Origin of the sequence: Streptomyces sp. NPDC006529, assembly GCF_040611795.1 — a bacterium.
Taxonomy (GTDB): domain Bacteria; phylum Actinomycetota; class Actinomycetes; order Streptomycetales; family Streptomycetaceae; genus Streptomyces.
Window position 1 is genome coordinate 145561 of the sequence record NZ_JBEXPB010000008.1, and the last position, 17117, is coordinate 162677.

Below are 17117 nucleotides of genomic sequence, written 5' to 3' on the forward strand. Positions count from 1 at the left end.
CGGGCGGCGCCCCCGGTCACCGGGGGCGCCGCCCGTCGGGCGGACATCAGCGGAGCTGCACTCAGTGGTGGTCGCCCTGCGCCTGCAGGCGCTTGTACGAGGCCTCGATCTCGGCCTCGGCCTCGGTGCGGCCGACCCAGTTGGCGCCCTCGACGGACTTGCCGGGCTCCAGGTCCTTGTAGACCTCGAAGAAGTGCTGGATCTCCAGGCGGTCGAACTCGGAGACGTGGTGGATGTCGCGCAGGTGCTCGACGCGCGGGTCCGAAGCCGGGACGCAGAGCAGCTTGTCGTCGCCGCCCGCCTCGTCGGTCATCCGGAACATGCCGATCGCGCGGCACTTGATCAGGCAGCCCGGGAAGGTCGGCTCGTCGAGGATGACGAGCGCGTCCAGCGGGTCGCCGTCCTCGCCGAGGGTGTTCTCGACGAAGCCGTAGTCGGCCGGGTAGCTCGTGGACGTGAAGAGGCGACGGTCCAGGCGGATCCGGCCGGTCTCGTGGTCCACTTCGTACTTGTTCCGCGAGCCCTTGGGGATCTCGATGGTGACGTCGAACTCCACGTCCTGCTCCTCCATGATCAGCTGCATTGCTTCGGGACATGCGGTCGACCGCGTGCACGTCCGGACGACGCGTGCGCGTCCGGCCCAGCCCTGCGGGTGGGGTGCCATGCTCGCGGCAAGACTCAGTGGTTAAGTGTCCCTCACGCATACGTGTGATCGCGAAAGGGGCTGGTCGAGGTGCCATTGATCAAGACATGGCAGCTCATCACTGGTTCGGCCGTTGCGGGCCTGGCCCTGTCGGCCGGCGCGGTGGTCGCGGCCGGGCCTTGGGACTCCGGCCAGCGTAAGGCCGAGCGGGTCGCGGCCGCCTCCTGGGGCCGTACGGGTGGCGGAGATCACGGGGAACAGCAGCTTCCGCTTGCCGCCCCGAGCGCCCCCGGCGTGCTCTCGCCGCTGCGCGCCCCCGGATCCGCCCCGGCCGCCCCCGCGCGGAACCAGGACTCCCTCGGGGGCGCGCTGCGTCCCCTGCTGACCGATCCCGCGCTCGGCACGGCCCGCGGCGCCTCGGTCGTCGAGGCGGCCACGGGCGCGGTGCTCTTCGAGTCCGGGTCCCGCGAGGCGATGACCCCGGCCTCCACCATCAAGATCGCCACCGCCTCCGCGGCCCTCGCGGCCCTCGGCCCCGAGCACCGCATCAAGACCACCGTCGTACCGGCCCCCGGCGGCCGGATCGTCCTGGTCGGCGGCGGCGACCCCTCGCTCAGCGCCCGCAAGAAGAACCCCGCCGGCCCCGGCGGCAGCCTCGTCGCCCTCGCCGCCGACACCGCCCAGGCGCTGCGCTCCGCGAACACCGACACCGTCACCCTCGGGTACGACGCCACCCTCTTCACCGGGCCCGCCCGCCACCCGATCGGCCCCAACGGCAACATCGCGCCCGTCAGCGCCCTGATGGCCGACGAGGGCCGCTCCGACGACTCCTTCTCCGGCCCGGCGGACCGCAGCGACGACCCCGCCGGGGACGCCGCCCGCGCCTTCGCCGACCTGCTGCGCGAGCGCGGCATCACGGTGACCGGCGAGGCCGCCGCGGCCAAGGCCCCGGCCGGCGCCCAGCCGCTGGCCGTCACCCTCTCCACCCCGCTGGGCGCCCTCGTCGAGCGGATGCTGACCAACAGCGACAACGACATCGCCGAGGCCCTGGCCCGCCAGACCGCGCTGGCCGCCGCGAAGCCCGCGAGCTTCGAGGGGGGCGAGCAGGCCGTCACCGAGCGGCTCGCCACCCTCGGCGTCGACCTGGCCGGTGCCCGCTTCGCCGACGGCAGCGGGCTGAACCGCGCCGACAAGGTCAGCGCCGGACTGCTCACCTCGCTCCTCGCCAAGGCGGCCGACCCGGCCCGCCCCGGGCTGCGGCCCGTCCTGACCGGGCTCCCGGTGGCCGGCTTCAGCGGCACCCTGCGGGCCCGCAACGCCGGCGAATCGCCCGCCGCCGGCCTGCTGCGCGCCAAGACCGGCACCCTCACCGGCGTGAACTCGCTGGCCGGAGCCGTCGTCGACCCTTCCGGGCGACTGCTCGTCTTCGCGTTCCTGACCGCGAACACCCCGGCCCCGGACACCGCCGAGAAGGCCCTGGACAAGCTCGCCGCCACCGTCGCCACCACGCCGTAGCGCCGGGAGCCCCGCGGGAAGGCCCGCCGAAGGTCCCGCCGGGGGGATCCGCCGGGCGGCCCGTCCACGTACCGTTGACGCATGACGAGCATCGGTGGTGCGGAGATGGTCGACTGGAATCTCGCGGTGACGACCGCGACCCGGCTCGTACGGCCCGGCCCGGAGATCACCCGGGACGAGGCGCGGGCCGTGGTGGCGGAACTGCGCGAGCACGCCAGGACCTCGGAACGGCACGTGCGCGAGTTCACCGGAATGATCCCCGAGGGCCTCGCCGTGGAGGACACGCCGGTCCTCGTGGTCGACAGGGCCGGTTGGGTCAAGGCCAACGTGGCCGGGTTCCGGGAGCTGCTGGGCCCCCTGCTCGGCAAGATGCAGGAGCGGCGCGGCGCCACGCCCGGCGGCGCCGTCCTCGGCGCGGTCGGCGGCAAGGTGACCGGGGTGGAACTGGGGATGCTGCTGAGCTTCCTGTCCTCGCGGGTGCTCGGCCAGTACGAGACCTTCGCGCCGGTCTCCCGCGAGCTGCCCGGGGCGGCGACGGGCGGCGGGCGGCTGCTGCTGGTGGCGCCCAACATCGTGCACGTCGAGCGCGAGCTGGAGGTCGACCCGCACGACTTCCGGCTGTGGGTGTGCCTGCACGAGGAGACGCACCGTACCCAGTTCGCCGCCGTCCCGTGGCTGCGCGCCCACCTGGAGGGCGAAATCCAGACGTTTCTCGGCGCCACCGAGATGGACCCGATGACCATCCTGGAACGGCTGCGCGAGGCCGCGCAGTCCATGGTCGGAGCCCGTCCCGAGGGTGAGCGCGGGGAGGAGGGCCGGTCCCTGATGGAACTCGTCCAGACCCCCGAGCAGCGGGAGGTGCTGGGGCGGCTCACCGCGGTGATGTCCCTGCTGGAGGGGCACGCGGACTTCGTCATGGACGGGGTCGGGCCGCAGGTGGTGCCCTCGGTCGCCGAGATCCGGGAGAAGTTCCAGACCCGCCGGGCCAGCGGCGCCGGCCGCCTGGACCAGGCCCTGCGCAAGCTGCTGGGCCTCGACGCCAAGCTGCGCCAGTACCGCGACGGCGAACGCTTCGTGCGCGCGGTCGTCGGCCAGGTCGGAATGGACGGGTTCAACCGGGTCTGGACCTCGCCGAACACGTTGCCGACCAAGGCGGAGATCGCCAGGCCCGCGGACTGGGTGGCCCGCGTCCACCGCCTGGGGGAGTGAAAGGGCGTGAACAAGGGGGCGTAAACGTGTCTCCTTGGGGGAAGCAGCATCACCCGTCCGAGGGACCGTGGGCCGTGGAAGGGCGTGCGATGCTCAGGGAACGGCTCGGTTCTGTCACCATCGACGCACTCTGAGTGACAGTCCGTCCTCTCGCGGATACCCCTTCGCGAGGTTACGGCGGGCACGGCCGAGCAGCACCCCGAGCGCGCACCACCCTCCCCACGCCTCCGAGGCATCCGAACTCCACCGAAGGGCACCGGACATGGGTCCCCATCCTGCGGTCGCAGCGATACGCCTGGCGGTCCGCCGCGTACTCCACGACGTCCTCACCGACCTGACCGACCCCACCGAACGCCGTACCGCCCCCGCTGCCCGCCGCGCCGACCGCGCCGACAGCAGGGCCCGCACCGACCGCGCCGGCGGCCCGCAGCCGCTCGTGCTCGTCGCCTGCTCCGGCGGCGCCGACTCCATGGCGCTCGCCTCCGCCCTCGCCTTCGAGGCCCCCAAACTCGGTGTCCGGGCCGGCGGCATCACCGTCGACCACGGCCTCCAGGACGGCTCCGACCTGCGTGCCGCGGAAGTCGTCAGCCGGATGACCGCGCTCCACCTGGACCCGGCGGAAGCCATCGCCGTGCGCGTCGGCCGCGAAGGCGGACCCGAGGCCGCCGCGCGCGACGCCCGCTACGCCGCGCTCGACGAGGCCGCCGACCGGTTCGGCGCCGCCGCCGTGCTGCTCGGCCACACCCGCGACGACCAGGCGGAAACCGTCCTGCTCGGCCTGGCCCGCGGCTCCGGCATCCGCTCGCTGTCCGGCATGGCCGAGATCTCCGGCGGGCCCGGCCGCGCCGGCCGCTACCGCCGCCCCTTCCTGCACATCGACCGGCAGACCGCCCGCAAGGCCTGCATGGTCCAGTCCCTGCCCGTCTGGGACGACCCGCACAACATCGACCCGGCCTACACCCGCAGCCGGCTGCGCCACGAGGGACTGCCCGCCCTGGAGAAGGCGCTGGGCAAGGGAGTGGTCGAGGCCCTCGCCCGGACCGCCCAGCTCTCCCGGGACGATGCCGACGCCCTCGACGCCTGGGCCGCCGACGCCGAGTCGGCCGTCCGGGACGAACTCGGCCAGCTGGAGTGCGCCAAGCTCTACGCCCTGCCCCCGGCCGTACGCCGCCGCGTGCTGCGCAGGGCCGTACTGTCGGCCGGGTCCCCCGCCGGTTCGCTGTTCGCCCGCCACATCGAGGAAGTGGACCGCCTGATCACGGGATGGCGCGGTCAGGGCGCCATCAACCTGCCCGGCCGGGTCGAGGCCCAGCGCCAGGGTGGCAGACTGGTCATCCGGCAGGGCTGATGGTGCTCGAACACGGCTGAGGCCTCCGGGGAACCCCGGAGCCGCGGCCGACAACGAAAGTGATGCGGGTGGACGAGAAGGACATGGGCGACGACCTCCAGTCGGTGCTCATCACCAAGGAAGAGATCGACGCGAAGCTGGCCGAGCTGGCCGCGAAGATCGACGAGCAGTACGCGGGCAAGGACCTGCTCATCGTCGGTGTCCTCAAGGGCGCCGTGATGGTGATGGCGGACCTGGCACGCGCCTTGTCCACCCCGCTCACCATGGACTGGATGGCGGTGTCCTCCTACGGGGCCGGGACCCAGTCCTCCGGAGTGGTCCGCATCCTCAAGGACCTCGACACCGACATCAAGGGCAAGCACGTCCTGATCGTCGAGGACATCATCGACTCCGGTCTGACGCTGTCCTGGCTGCTGTCGAACCTGGGCTCCCGCGAGCCGGCCTCCCTGGAGGTCTGCACCCTGCTCCGCAAGCCCGACGCGGCGAAGGTCGCCATCGACGTCCGCTGGGTCGGCTTCGACATCCCCAACGAGTTCGTCGTCGGCTACGGCCTCGACTACGCCGAGAAGTACCGCAACCTCCCGTTCGTGGGCACGCTCGCCCCGCACGTGTACGGCGGCTGACCCCGGCGCTCCCGGATCCCCGCCGGGGAACCTGGGGGCGATTCCCGCCGTTGGAGCAGGGGAAGGCGGGTCTGTCAGCCGTCCCACGAGGCCGCGGGTGACAATTCAGGGGTACATTCCGAAGAACAGTCTTTACTCACAGCAGCATTTACCTACGGGCAGGAGGGACGGGGTGCTCTGCGCCCCGTATGGATGGACGTGAAGCGATACTTCCGTGGGCCGGTCATGTGGATCGTGCTGGCCGTCCTCGCCGTGGTCGTGTTGATGAACGTCGTCGGCTCCGGCGGCGGCTACAAGTCGGTGGAGACCAGCGAGGTCATCAAGGCGATCAACCAGGACCAGGTGGCGAGCGCCAAGCTCACCACCGGTGACAGCCAGATGATCAAAGTCGAGCTGAAGAGTGGCGAGAAGCTCGGCAAGAACGACGGCACCAAGTTCCAGGCCAACTACATCGGGGACCAGGGCGTCGCGCTCGCCAAGGACCTCCAGACCAAGTACGACGCGGGCAAGATCGCGGACGGGTACACCGTCTCGCCGGACAAGACCAGCCCGTTCCTGAGCGTGCTGCTGTCCCTGCTGCCCTTCGTCCTGATCGTCGTGGTCTTCCTGTTCCTGATGAATCAGATGCAGGGCGGCGGCTCCCGGGTCATGAACTTCGGGAAGTCCAAGGCCAAGCTGATCACCAAGGACACGCCGAAGACGACGTTCGCCGACGTGGCGGGCTCGGACGAGGCGGTGGAGGAACTCCACGAGATCAAGGAGTTCCTGCAGGAGCCGGCCAAGTTCCAGGCCGTTGGCGCGAAGATCCCCAAGGGCGTGCTGCTCTACGGCCCGCCCGGCACCGGCAAGACCCTGCTCGCGCGCGCCGTCGCGGGCGAAGCCGGTGTTCCCTTCTACTCGATCTCCGGTTCCGACTTCGTCGAGATGTTCGTCGGTGTCGGTGCCTCGCGTGTCCGCGACCTGTTCGAACAGGCCAAGGCCAACGCTCCGGCGATCGTCTTCGTCGACGAGATCGACGCCGTCGGCCGGCACCGCGGTGCGGGTCTCGGCGGCGGCCACGACGAGCGCGAGCAGACCCTCAACCAGCTGCTGGTCGAGATGGACGGCTTCGACGTGAAGGGCGGCGTCATCCTGATCGCCGCCACGAACCGTCCGGACATCCTCGACCCGGCGCTGCTGCGCCCCGGCCGCTTCGACCGCCAGATCGCGGTCGACCGCCCGGACATGCAGGGCCGTCTGGAGATCCTCAAGGTCCACCAGAAGGGCAAGCCGGTCGCCCCGGACGTCGACCTGGGCGCGGTGGCCCGTCGTACGCCCGGTTTCACCGGAGCGGACCTGGCGAACGTGCTGAACGAAGCCGCGCTGCTCACCGCGCGCGGGGACCGCAAGCTGATCGACAACCACTCCCTGGACGAGGCGATCGACCGCGTCGTGGCGGGCCCGCAGAAGCGGACCCGGATCATGTCGGACCGGGAAAAGAAGATCACCGCGTACCACGAGGGCGGACACGCCCTGGTCGCGGCGGCTTCCCCGAACTCCGACCCGGTCCACAAGATCACGATCCTGTCCCGCGGCCGTGCCCTGGGGTACACCATGGTCCTGCCGGACGAGGACAAGTACTCCACCACGCGCAACGAGATGCTCGACCAGCTCGCGTACATGCTGGGCGGTCGCGCGGCCGAGGAACTGGTCTTCCACGACCCGACCACGGGCGCCGCGAACGACATCGAGAAGGCCACCGCCACGGCCCGCGCGATGGTCACCCAGTACGGCATGACGGAGCGCCTGGGCGCGATCAAGTTCGGTGGCGACAACACCGAACCGTTCCTGGGCCGCGACATGACGCACCAGCGCGACTACTCGGAAGAGGTCGCCGCGCTGGTGGACGAAGAGGTCAAGAAGCTCATCGAGACGGCGCACAACGAGGCCTGGGAAATCCTGGTCGAGAACCGCGACGTCCTGGACAACCTCGTCCTCGCGCTGCTGGAGAAGGAAACGCTGAACAAGGAGCAGATCGCCGAGGTCTTCTCGACGATCGTGAAGCGTCCGGCCCGCCCCGCGTGGACCGGATCCTCCCGCCGTACCCCGTCGACGCGTCCGCCGGTGCTCTCCCCCCGGGAGCTGTCGCTGACGAACGCGGCGAACGGGAGCTCCGCTCCCGTCTCGACTCCGGTGTCCACGGAGAAGACCCCCGAGGCGGCCCCGGAGGACCGTCCCGAGAGCTGACGCGACGAGCACTCCGGAATGGATGCCGCGGTCCCCAGGATCTAGCCTGGGGGCCGCGGCACTTTTATATGTCCAGCACTGCTGTACAGCACTGCAAGGCAGGAACGAGGAAGAGATGACCGATCCGGTGACCCTGGAGGGCGACGGCGTGGTCCGCGAGTTCGACGAGAAGCGTGCCGAGGCGGCGGTGCGCGAGCTCCTCCTCGCGGTCGGTGAGAACCCGGACCGCGAGGGCCTTCTGGAGACCCCGGCACGGGTGGCGCGGGCCTACCGCGAGATCCTGGCGGGCCTGCGGCAGGAGCCGGAGGACGTGCTCACCACGACGTTCGACCTGGGGCACGACGAGATGGTCCTGGTGAAGGACATCGAGATCGTCAGCCTCTGCGAGCACCACCTGCTGCCCTTCCACGGCGTGGCCCACGTGGGGTACATCCCGGCGGAGTCCGGCAAGATCACCGGTCTGTCGAAGCTGGCCCGGCTGGTCGAGGTCTTCGCCCGCCGCCCCCAGGTGCAGGAGCGGCTCACCTCGCAGATAGCCGACTCGCTGATGCGCATCCTGGAGGCCCGCGGGGCCATCGTCGTCGTCCAGGCCGAGCACATGTGCATGTCGGTCCGCGGCATCCGCAAGCCGGGCGCCAAGACGATCACCTCGGCGGTCCGCGGCCAGCTCCGCGACCCCGCGACCCGCAGCGAGGCCATGAGCCTCATCGTGGGCTGACGCGCCCCCGGACACGGCAGGCGCGTACCCGGACACGGGAAAGGACGGCGGTCGCATCGCGCGACCGCCGTCCTTTTCTTCCGTGTGTCTTCCGTGTCTTCTTCCGTGCCCCCGGGGTCAGACGCGGGCGGCCGCGTCGTCCTCGTCGTCCGGCAGCCGCAGGACGCGCTCCAGGAAGAGGGCCGCGACGATCACCGCGAAACCGGCCAGGACCGAGAAGCCCGCGTAGTAGGCCTGCTCGCGCCGGGCGGGCACGTCCAGGCCGTCCGTGAGGAGAAAGAGCCCCACACCGCCGTACATGCCCGCCACGAGGGCCGCCACGAGGGCGCTGGCCTGCCCGAAGACGACCGCGCGGGCCGCCATCAGGGGATCCACGCCCTTCGCGCCCGGCCGGCGTTCCCGCTGGGCCTTGAGGCGGCCGCGCAGCGAGAGGGCCGTGGCGCACAGCACGACGGCGATCACCGCGAGGACGACCGGGGCCGCCAGCGGCACCCCCGGCAGGGTCCCGTAGGAGTTCCACAGCCGGGCGCCCGCCCAGGACAGCACCCCGGCGACCGCGAAGATGCCCGCCAGGACGACCGGCCTCAGTTGCTTCACGTACCCGTTCCCCGCTTTCCCATCCGACAGCAGTGAACAGGCTAACGACTACTCCGGCAGGTGGAGTTCCAGGTCGGGGCGCGCCGTGACGCCGTCCCGCCCGACGGCGGCCAGCAGCTCTGCGACGCTGCCGCGGCCCGCGATCACGGCCTCCGGGTCCACGTCGTGCCACGGGGCCAGCACGAAGGCGCGCAGGTGGGCGCGCGGGTGCGGGAGGGTGAGCGCCGGGTCGTCGGAGACCACGTCGGCGTACGCGACGATGTCGACGTCGATGGTGCGCGGCCCCCAGCGCTCCTCGCGGACGCGGTCGAAGGCCTCCTCGATCGCGTGCCCGCGTTCGAGCAGCGAGGACGGCGGCAGCGTGGTCTTCACGCGGACCACGGCGTTGAAGTAGGCCGGCTGCGAGCCGGGCTCCACGCCCCAGGGCTCCGTCTCGTACACGCCGGAGACGCCCTTGACCCGCAGGCCGGGGGTGTCGCCGAGGGCGTCGATGGCGCCCTGGAGGGTCTCCAGGCGGTTGCCGAGGTTCGCGCCGAGGGCGATGACGGCCCAGCGGGGGTTGGAGAGGGTCACGTCCGCGGCGTCCACCGTCTCGACGACGGAGGCGGGGACCGGCTGTACGGTCGGGTCGCTCTGTGCCTTCAGTCCGTTGTTCATGCGCGGCTCCGGGTGATCGTGATGGTCACGTCGTCGAAGGGGACGGTGATCGGCGCGTCCGGTTTGTGCACGACGACCTCGACCTCGGCCACCGCGTCGTGCTTGAGGCAGCGCTGGGCGATCCGCTCGGCGAGGGTTTCGATGAGGTCGACCGGCTCGCCCTGGACCACCTCCACGACCTCCTCGGCCACCACGCCGTAGTGCACGGTCTTCGTCAGGTCGTCGTCCGCGGCGGCGGGCCGGGTGTCGATGTGGAGCACCAGGTCGACGATGAAGGTCTGGCCTTCCTCGCGCTCCCGGGGGAAGACGCCATGGTGTCCGCGAGCCTTGAGGCCGCGCAGCGCGACACGATCCACGCGAATCACTCCTGCTTTCCTAGGTACTGCCGTCCGGGGCTCCCCGGGGCAAGGGCCTGAGCCGAGTGCGGTCGGCGTCGTCCGTCTTCGAATTTACCTGCGATGACGGGCGAACCGTGCCGACGGGGTCAGGAAGGCTCCTCGTCCCCGTCCTCCTCGGAGTCCGTGAGCACCGGAGATCCGTGGTGGGACCACAGCCGCCACCCTTCGGATGTGCGACGGAACACATTCGTCGCGACGACCAGCTGCCCCACGAGGGGGCCCAGCTCCCCGCCGTCCTCGGCGGGCCCGCCGCTGAGGATGTTCTCGGTGCAGGTGACGACGGCCGTGTCGGCTATCACGGTCACCTTGGTGTCGGTCAGGAAGAACTGGATGTACTCGGTGTGGCTCATGATCAGCGCGTACGAGCGCAGGACCTCGCCGCGGCCCGCGAGGACCGGCCAGCCCGGGTGGACGCAGGAGATCTCGTCCTCCAGCCAGAGCGCCGACAGTGCGTCGAAGTCCCCCCGCTCCATCGCCTCGTAGAAGGCCGTGTTGACCTCTTCGACCGCCTCGATGTCGGTACGGCTCACCGTGCCCCTTCCCCTGCGCGTTCGACCGCCGTGCGGATCACTGCGCGGATCACAGTGCCCCTTCCACGGCGCGGGCCACCCGAACCGCGTCCGCCGTCGCCCGTACCTCGTGGACCCGGACGGCCCAGGCGCCCTCGTGCGCCGCGATCGCGGAGACGGCGGCGGTGGCCGCGTCGCGCTCGCGGGCGGGCGGGGGAGCGGAGTGCGAGCCCGCCAGCACGCGGCCGAGGAACCGCTTGCGCGAGGCCGCGACCAGCAGCGGGAAGCCCAGCGCCCGCAGCTCGGGGAGGTGCGCGACCAGCGCCAGGTCGTGCTCGGCGTTCTTGGCGAAGCCGAGACCCGGGTCCACGACGAGCCGGTCGGGGGCGATGCCGCCCGCGATGACCGCGTCGATCCGCGTCCGCAGCTCGGCGGTGACCTCGGCGACCACGTCCTCGTACACGGCGAGGCTGTTCATGCCCTCGCTGAAGCCGCGCCAGTGCATCACCACGAAGGGCACCTCGGCGGCCGCGACGGCCCCGATCATGCCGGGGTCGGCCAGTCCGCCGCTGACGTCGTTGACCAGCGCCGCGCCCGCCTCGACGGCCCGCGCGGCCACGGTGGCCCGCATGGTGTCGACGGACACGGTGATCCCCTCGGAGGCCAGGCCGCGCACCACGGGGACGACGCGGCGCAGCTCCTCCTCCTCGTCGACGCGGGTGGCGCCGGGCCGGGTGGACTCGCCGCCGACGTCCACGAGGTCGGCGCCCGCGGCCACCAGGTCCAGGCCGCGCTTGACGGCCGCCGTGGTGTCGAACCAGCGTCCGCCGTCGGAGAAGGAGTCGGGGGTGACGTTGACCACGCCCATGACCCCGCAGCGGTCCCATCGCGGCAGACCCGTGACCGTGCCCCTGGTGACGGCTGCGCGCTTCGTGTTCATGGGTCCAGGGTAGAGCTGCCCTGCGGATGGCAGGGCCCCGGCGCCTGTCGGCTGCCGGGGCCCGGGTTCCCGTACGCGCACGGGTGCGCAGCGTTACGCCGCCCGCACCTTGCGGTCGCCCTGGGAGGGCACGGTGGCGCCGTGCTCGTGGGTGCAGGTGCGGACCGGCTTCGGACGCCGGCGGGCGGCGAAGAGGCGCGGCAGGGCCACCGTCACGAAGCCTTCCGCCTGCATCACGGCGAAGCCGATGCGGGGGAGGTCGCGGCTGCTGCGGTAGACCATGAAGCGGGGCTCCCAGCGGGGCCGGAACTTCTCGTTGAACTTGTACAGCGACTCGATCTGGAACCAGCGCGAGAGGAAGACCAGCAGGCCGCGCCACATGCGCAGGACGGGACCCGCGCCGATCTTCTCGCCGCGGGCGAGCGCCGCGCGGAACATCGCGAAGTTCAGCGAGACCTTCTCGATGCCCAGCGCGGGGGCGGCCTCCAGGGATGCCACGATCAGCAGCTCGTTCATGCCGGGGTCGGCGGCGCGGTCGCGGCGCATCAGCTCCAGCGACATGCCGTCCTTGCCCCACGGGACGAAGTGCAGGACGGCCTTCAGGTCGCCGTACGGGCTGGTGTCGCCCTCCTCCACGCGGTGCGCGGTGGCGATGTAGCAGTCGCCGTCGCCCGGGTCGCCGACCCGGCCCAGCGCCATGGAGAAGCCGCGCTCGGTGTCGGTGCCGCGCCACGCCTCGGCGGCGCCGCGCACCTGCTCCAGCTCGTCCGCGGTCAGCTCGCTGACCCGGCGGACCTTGGTGGTGTAGCCGTTGCGCTCGATGCGCTTGACCATCTGGCGGACGTTGCGCATGGCGCGTCCGGCGAGCGAGAAGTCCTTGACGTCGACGATCGCCTCGTCGCCCAGTTCCAGGGCGTCCAGACCGGTCTCGCGGGTCCACACCTCGCCGCCGGTCTCGGAGCAGCCCACGACGGCCGGGGTCCACGAGTGGGCCTTGGCCTCCTCCATGAACCGCTCGATCGCGCCCGGCCAGGCCTCGACGTCGCCTATGGGGTCGCCGGAGGCGAGCATCACGCTGGAGACGACGCGGTAGGTGACGGCGGCCTTGCCGCTGGGGGAGAAGACGACGGCCTTGTCGCGGCGGAGCGCGAAGTGGCCCAGCGAGTCGCGGCCGCCGTGCTTGGCGAGCAGCTCGCGCAGCTTCGTCTCGTCGTCCGCGGTGAGGCGGGCGGCCGGGTGCTCGGGGCGGAAGGCGAGGTACATGGTGGTCAGCGCGGTCAGCATGCCGAGCGCGCCGAGGGAGTAGCCGACCGTCCAGGAGACCCGCCCGGCGTAGTCGACGGGGCCCTCGAAGCCGAAGAGGCCGTAGACGACGTGGGTGATCTGTTCGTAGATGCCCGGGTTTCCGACGACCTTGCCCGGGTGCGAGTTCACGATGACGAGGCCGAGGCCGATCGAGCCGGCGCTCATCAGGACGAAGTTGGCGAGCGCCTTCCAGCGGCTGCGCGGATCCGGCAGTGCCTTGAATTCACCCTGGTGGCGCAGGATCAGCGCGAACAGCGCCGCCGCGAGGACCAGGCTGACGAAGGAGTGGCGGTACGCGAACTGCGCCACCGCGCCCGCGGGCAGCAGGACGACGGCGGCCCGCCAGGCCCGGCGCTTGCGGCGCTTGAGTCCGTGGGCCAGGAGGAGGAGCAGCACGCCCGCGCTGATGGCGAGGGCGGCGGCGAAGGGGCCGAGGGATCCGGGGATCACCTCGGTGAAGGCGTGGACCCGGCTGTGCCGGAAGCGCGGGAAGACACCCGCGAGGACGTCGAGGAACCCGACGATCATCACGGCCGTGCCTACCAGGCCGGGTACGGCCTCCGGTCGTGGTCCGCGGAGGATTCGGCGGACCCGGCTCGGAACCTGTCCCGACTTATCGCCATCTATCCTGCTAGACATCGCTTCCCGTTGCTCCGCGAGAGATCATTGGCCGAAGGCCGTGACGGCCTCCGGTGTGTGGTGCGTCCAGTAGGACGACACGAAGGGGGAGCGGGTTCACTCCCTCATCGCAAAAACTCGTCCTGCCACTCAGAAAGACGGCTTACTGCTCATGGGTCTCACCAGCAATCTGGTTCTGGCGCTGGCCATCATCGCCGGTGTGCTGCTGTTCGCGGCAACGGTCTGGTTCTGGCCGCGGCTCTCGGGCCGCACGTTCCGTGCGTACACCGGCCGCATCGCGCTCCTCCTGGCGACGCAGCTGGCGCTGTTCTCCGCAGTCGGCCTCGCGGCCAACAAGTCCTTCCTGTTCTACGGATCCTGGGCCGACCTCTTCGGTCAGGAGACCTCGGTGGGCAAGGTCGTCGACCACTCGATGAGCAGCAAGGACATCAAGGTCGTCGCCAAGCAGAAGCTGGACGTCCCGGGGGGTGCCCGGCCGTCCGTCGGCGGTCAGATCTTGAAGGTGTCGATAACGGGCCAGAAGTCGAACATAACGAGCCCGGGCTACGTCTGGCTGCCGCCGGAGTACTTCCAGCCGCAGCACGCCAAGGCCAACTTTCCGGCCGGGATCGTGCTGACCGGCTACCCGGGCACGGCGGAGAACCTGATCAAAGGGCTGAACTACCCCATGACGGCCTTCAAGCAGGCCAAAGCGGGCAAGATGAAGCCGATGATCCTGGTCATGCTCCGCCCGACGGTGGCACCGCCGCGCGACACCGAGTGCGTGGACATCCCGGGCGGCCCGCAGACCGAGACCTTCTTCGCCAAGGACCTCCCGCAGGCCATCACAGAGACCTTCCGGGTCGGCAAGAAGGCCGAGAACATGGCCTTCATCGGCAACTCGACCGGCGGCTACTGCGCGCTGAAGATCGCCGCGCACCACCCCAAGACCTTCGGCACGGCCGTCGGCCTGTCCGCCTACTACGAGGCGCCGAACGACCCGACCACCGGTGACCTCTTCCACGGCGACGCCAAGCTCAAGGACCGCGCCGACGTCCTGAAGAGCCTGGAGGGCAAGGCCCCGTCCGGTACCTCGTTCCTCGTCACCAGCAGCGAGAAGGGCGAGCCGAACATCGGGGACACCCGCAAGTTCATCAAGGGCGTCAAGAGCCCGGACCGGGTCTCCTCGATCATCCTCGACAGCGGCGGCCACAACTTCAACACCTGGCGCCGGGAGATCCCGCCGATGCTGGTGTGGCTGAGCAGCCGGGTGCAGGCCTGATTCCCCGCGCCTGAGCCCGGGCCCCGCGCTCGCGCGGGCCCCCGCTCAGGCCTCCCGCAACTCCGCTCAGGCCTCCTGGAACTCCGCCCGGCGCAGTGCCCGGTGCACGCCCTGCGGAGTGAGGACGCCGACCAGCGCGCCGGACTCCGGATCCCTGACCCCGATCCGCCCCGAGTCCTCCTGGAGCAGCACCGCCAGCGCCTCCCGCAGGCTCGCCCCCAGCGCCACCGACGCGGCCGGATCCCCCTGCCCGTCCACCGCGGCCAGGTCGTCGACCGCCACCGCGGTCACCGCGAGCCGCTTGAGCCCCCGGTCGCTGCCCACGAACCGGGCGACGTACTCCGTGGCCGGCGCGCCCAGCACGGTGGCCGGGCGCGCGAACTGCTCGATGGTGCCCTCGCCGTAGACGGCGATGCGGTCACCGAGCCGGATCGCCTCCTCCAGGTCGTGCGTGACCAGCAGGATCGTTTTCCGCACGGACTTCTGCAGGGCCAGCAGGTCGTTCTGCAGCCGCTCGCGGACCACCGGGTCCACCGCGCCGAACGGCTCGTCCATCAGCAGCACGGGCGGGTCGGCCGCGAGCGCCCGGGCCACTCCCACGCGCTGGCGCTGGCCGCCCGACAGCTGCTGCGGGTAACGGCCCCCGTAGGTGGCCGGATCCAGGCCCACCAGTTCGAGCAGCTCGGCCGCCCGGGCGCGCGCCTTGGCCTTCGGCGTGCCGATCAGCTGGGGGACGGTCGCGGTGTTCTCCAGCACCGTCTTGTGCGGGAAGAGCCCGACCTGCTGGATGACGTAGCCGATCCGGCGCCGCAGCTCGACCGGGTCGGCGGCCGCGATGTCCTCGCCCTTCAGCAGGATCCGGCCGTCCGTCGGGTCGATCAGCCGGTTGACCATCTTCATGGTCGTCGTCTTGCCGCAGCCGGACGGGCCCACGAGGGTGACCAGCTCGCCCTCGGCCACCTCGAAGGACACGTCGTCCACGGCGGTCGTCCCGTCGGGGTAACGCTTGGTCACATGCTCGAATCGGATCACCGGTCCATCCTTCCCTACCCGTGGAGGGGTTTTGTAAAGGGAGTGTTGCCCCGCTGCGAATGATTCCGGCCGTTGTCGGCGGCGGGGGTTATGGTCGCTGTACACGCGTTCGGTGAGCGGATCGGTGACTGGGGGTGAGCACGATGGCCGGGCAGAGCTGCCTGGTGGCGAACGACTGGATCTGCTGGGACTACGTCACGTCCCGCAGCCAGGAGCTGACGGACGCCACCCTCCAGCACGTCTGGATCACGGTGGTCTCGGTCCTCATCGGCGTCGCGGTCTCCGTCCCGCTCGCCCTGCTGGCCCGCCGCGGCCGCCGCTGGGCCGCGCCCGTGCTGGGCCTGACCACCCTGCTCTACACGATCCCCTCGCTCGCCATGTTCTCGCTGCTGCTGCCCTTCTTCGGGCTGTCGGCCTCCCTCGTGGTGACCGGCCTGGTCCTCTATTCGCTGACCATCCTGGTGCGCAACGTGCTGGCCGGGCTGGAAGGCGTCCCGGAGGAGGTCCGCGAGGCGGCGCGCGGCATGGGGTACGGGCCGGGCCGGCTGCTGTGGCAGGTCGAACTGCCGCTCGCGCTGCCGGCGCTGCTCGCGGGGGTCCGTATCGCCACGGTGTCCACCGTCGCGCTCACCACGGTCGGTTCGATCGTCGGCAAGGGCGGCCTGGGCAACCTCATCGCCCCCGCGGTCAACAGTTCCTTCAAGGCCCAGGTGCTCACCGCATCCGTGCTGTGCGTGCTGCTCGCGCTCGTGGCCGACCTGCTGCTGCTCGGCGTCCAGCGGCTGGTGACCCCCTGGACCCGCGCCGTGCAGGAGGGCTGAGCCGATGGGCGTACTGGGTGAGGCCGCGGACTGGCTCGGGGACGGCGCCAACTGGTCCGGCGAGAGCGGCGTGTGGCACCGGCTCGCGGAGCACGCCTACGTGAGCGGGGTCGCACTGGCCCTCGCCTGCGCGGTGGCGCTGCCGGTCGGTCTCTGGCTCGGCCACCTCGGCAAGGGCGGCGCCCTCGCCGTCAACGTCTCCAACATCGGCCGGGCCGTCCCGGTCTTCGCCGTCCTCGCGCTGTTCATGGTCTCGCCGCTGCGCAGCGCGGGCTACGTACCGACGATCGCCGCGCTGGTCCTGTTCGCCGTGCCACCGCTGCTCACCAACGCCTACGTCGGCATGCGCGGCGTGGACCGCTCGGTGGTGGAGGCGGCCCGGGGCATGGGCATGTCCGGGCGCCAGCTGTTCCTGCGCGTGGAGCTGCCGCTCGCGCGCCCCCTGGTGATGACGGGCCTGCGGTCGGCGGCCGTCCAGGTCATCGCGACGGCCACGATCGCGGCCATGGTCGGCCAGGGTGGCCTCGGCCGCATCATCACGGCCGGGTTCAACACCTTCAACACCCCGCAGGTCATCGCGGGCGCCCTGCTGGTCGCGGCGCTGGCCCTGGTGGTCGAAGGCGTCCTGGTGGCCGTCGACCGGCTGCTGCTGCGCCCGGCGGTACCGGCCGGCTGA

General features: G+C 71.3%; 17 protein-coding genes. 9 read left to right on the forward strand and 8 right to left on the reverse strand.

Features of this window, described 5'->3' with window-relative positions; translation table 11 throughout:
• Positions 1–61: 61 nt before the first annotated feature.
• Complete coding sequence (locus tag ABZY31_RS09455; protein WP_215021489.1) at positions 62–556, reverse strand: inorganic diphosphatase; 495 nt, start codon at positions 554–556, stop codon at positions 62–64.
• 177 nt (positions 557–733) lie between these two features.
• On the opposite strand from ABZY31_RS09455, the gene dacB reads away from it, so the two are divergent.
• The 6 genes from dacB (at position 734) to folE (ending at position 8282) form a co-directional block, all read left to right on the forward strand.
• Positions 734–2158 carry a D-alanyl-D-alanine carboxypeptidase/D-alanyl-D-alanine-endopeptidase gene (dacB, locus tag ABZY31_RS09460; RefSeq protein ID WP_356406641.1) on the forward strand — a complete coding sequence of 475 codons (1425 nt, stop codon included), beginning with the start codon at positions 734–736 and terminating at the stop codon, positions 2156–2158.
• An 81-nt stretch (positions 2159–2239) separates the two neighbouring features.
• Positions 2240–3367 (forward strand): zinc-dependent metalloprotease, encoded by a 1128-nt coding sequence (locus ABZY31_RS09465; protein WP_356406644.1) that lies wholly within the window; start codon positions 2240–2242, stop codon positions 3365–3367.
• A 262-nt stretch (positions 3368–3629) separates the two neighbouring features.
• Positions 3630–4715, forward strand: coding sequence for a tRNA lysidine(34) synthetase TilS (tilS, locus tag ABZY31_RS09470; protein WP_356406647.1), 1086 nt, complete (start codon positions 3630–3632; stop codon positions 4713–4715).
• 62 nt (positions 4716–4777) lie between these two features.
• Positions 4778–5338, forward strand: coding sequence for a hypoxanthine phosphoribosyltransferase (hpt, locus tag ABZY31_RS09475; protein ID WP_356406650.1), 561 nt, complete (start codon positions 4778–4780; stop codon positions 5336–5338).
• 192 nt (positions 5339–5530) lie between these two features.
• Complete coding sequence (gene ftsH / locus ABZY31_RS09480; protein ID WP_356406653.1) at positions 5531–7564, forward strand: ATP-dependent zinc metalloprotease FtsH; 2034 nt, start codon at positions 5531–5533, stop codon at positions 7562–7564.
• Positions 7565–7679: 115 nt separating this feature from the next.
• On the forward strand, positions 7680–8282 hold the full coding sequence (gene folE, locus ABZY31_RS09485; protein ID WP_356406656.1) for a GTP cyclohydrolase I FolE: 603 nt from the start codon (positions 7680–7682) through the stop codon (positions 8280–8282).
• Between the two features lie 117 nt (positions 8283–8399).
• Here the strand turns inward: folE and ABZY31_RS09490 are convergent, their stop codons facing one another.
• The 6 genes from ABZY31_RS09490 to ABZY31_RS09515 all read right to left on the reverse strand — a co-directional run bounded on the left by ABZY31_RS09490 (position 8400) and on the right by ABZY31_RS09515 (position 13327).
• On the reverse strand, positions 8400–8879 hold the full coding sequence (locus tag ABZY31_RS09490) for a DUF3180 domain-containing protein (RefSeq protein ID WP_356406659.1): 480 nt from the start codon (positions 8877–8879) through the stop codon (positions 8400–8402).
• Positions 8880–8927: 48 nt separating this feature from the next.
• Positions 8928–9536 (reverse strand): 2-amino-4-hydroxy-6-hydroxymethyldihydropteridine diphosphokinase, encoded by a 609-nt coding sequence (gene folK, locus ABZY31_RS09495; protein WP_356406662.1) that lies wholly within the window; start codon positions 9534–9536, stop codon positions 8928–8930.
• On the reverse strand, positions 9533–9892 hold the full coding sequence (gene folB / locus ABZY31_RS09500) for a dihydroneopterin aldolase (RefSeq protein ID WP_356406665.1): 360 nt from the start codon (positions 9890–9892) through the stop codon (positions 9533–9535). Before folB ends, folK begins: the two co-directional genes overlap by 4 nt.
• Positions 9893–10020: 128 nt before the next feature.
• The gene (locus ABZY31_RS09505) at positions 10021–10464 is read right to left on the reverse strand and encodes a nuclear transport factor 2 family protein (protein WP_356406668.1); all 444 of its coding nucleotides are present in this window, start codon (positions 10462–10464) and stop codon (positions 10021–10023) included.
• Positions 10465–10513: 49 nt separating this feature from the next.
• Positions 10514–11383, reverse strand: coding sequence for a dihydropteroate synthase (gene folP / locus ABZY31_RS09510; RefSeq protein ID WP_356406671.1), 870 nt, complete (start codon positions 11381–11383; stop codon positions 10514–10516).
• Between the two features lie 93 nt (positions 11384–11476).
• The gene (locus ABZY31_RS09515; RefSeq protein ID WP_356406674.1) at positions 11477–13327 is read right to left on the reverse strand and encodes a phosphatidylglycerol lysyltransferase domain-containing protein; all 1851 of its coding nucleotides are present in this window, start codon (positions 13325–13327) and stop codon (positions 11477–11479) included.
• Between the two features lie 151 nt (positions 13328–13478).
• Between ABZY31_RS09515 and ABZY31_RS09520 the strand changes: the two genes are divergently transcribed.
• Positions 13479–14588: an alpha/beta hydrolase-fold protein gene (locus ABZY31_RS09520; RefSeq protein WP_356406677.1), complete on the forward strand. Its 1110-nt coding sequence runs from the start codon at positions 13479–13481 to the stop codon at positions 14586–14588.
• 66 nt (positions 14589–14654) lie between these two features.
• Here the strand turns inward: ABZY31_RS09520 and ABZY31_RS09525 are convergent, their stop codons facing one another.
• Positions 14655–15620, reverse strand: a complete 966-nt coding sequence (locus ABZY31_RS09525) for an ATP-binding cassette domain-containing protein (RefSeq protein WP_356406680.1) — start codon at positions 15618–15620, stop codon at positions 14655–14657.
• A 143-nt stretch (positions 15621–15763) separates the two neighbouring features.
• Between ABZY31_RS09525 and ABZY31_RS09530 the strand changes: the two genes are divergently transcribed.
• Positions 15764–16441, forward strand: coding sequence for an ABC transporter permease (locus ABZY31_RS09530; RefSeq protein WP_356406683.1), 678 nt, complete (start codon positions 15764–15766; stop codon positions 16439–16441).
• Positions 16442–16445: 4 nt separating this feature from the next.
• The gene (locus ABZY31_RS09535) at positions 16446–17117 is read left to right on the forward strand and encodes an ABC transporter permease (protein ID WP_356406686.1); all 672 of its coding nucleotides are present in this window, start codon (positions 16446–16448) and stop codon (positions 17115–17117) included.

Excerpts from the sequence above, each read along its gene's own strand:
- hpt (WP_356406650.1), top strand. The coding sequence starts at position 4,778 with ATGCGGGTGGACGAGAAGGACATGGGCGACGACCTCCAGTCGGTGCTC.
- ABZY31_RS09530 (WP_356406683.1), top strand. The coding sequence starts at position 15,764 with ATGGCCGGGCAGAGCTGCCTGGTGGCGAACGACTGGATCTGCTGGGAC.
- ABZY31_RS09515 (WP_356406674.1), bottom strand. The coding sequence starts at position 13,327 with ATGTCTAGCAGGATAGATGGCGATAAGTCGGGACAGGTTCCGAGCCGG.
- tilS (WP_356406647.1), top strand. The coding sequence starts at position 3,630 with ATGGGTCCCCATCCTGCGGTCGCAGCGATACGCCTGGCGGTCCGCCGC.
- ABZY31_RS09465 (WP_356406644.1), top strand. The coding sequence starts at position 2,240 with ATGACGAGCATCGGTGGTGCGGAGATGGTCGACTGGAATCTCGCGGTG.
- ABZY31_RS09520 (WP_356406677.1), top strand. The coding sequence starts at position 13,479 with ATGGGTCTCACCAGCAATCTGGTTCTGGCGCTGGCCATCATCGCCGGT.
- folP (WP_356406671.1), bottom strand. The coding sequence starts at position 11,383 with ATGAACACGAAGCGCGCAGCCGTCACCAGGGGCACGGTCACGGGTCTG.
- ftsH (WP_356406653.1), top strand. The coding sequence starts at position 5,531 with ATGGACGTGAAGCGATACTTCCGTGGGCCGGTCATGTGGATCGTGCTG.
- ABZY31_RS09535 (WP_356406686.1), top strand. The coding sequence starts at position 16,446 with ATGGGCGTACTGGGTGAGGCCGCGGACTGGCTCGGGGACGGCGCCAAC.
- folE (WP_356406656.1), top strand. The coding sequence starts at position 7,680 with ATGACCGATCCGGTGACCCTGGAGGGCGACGGCGTGGTCCGCGAGTTC.
- folK (WP_356406662.1), bottom strand. The coding sequence starts at position 9,536 with ATGAACAACGGACTGAAGGCACAGAGCGACCCGACCGTACAGCCGGTC.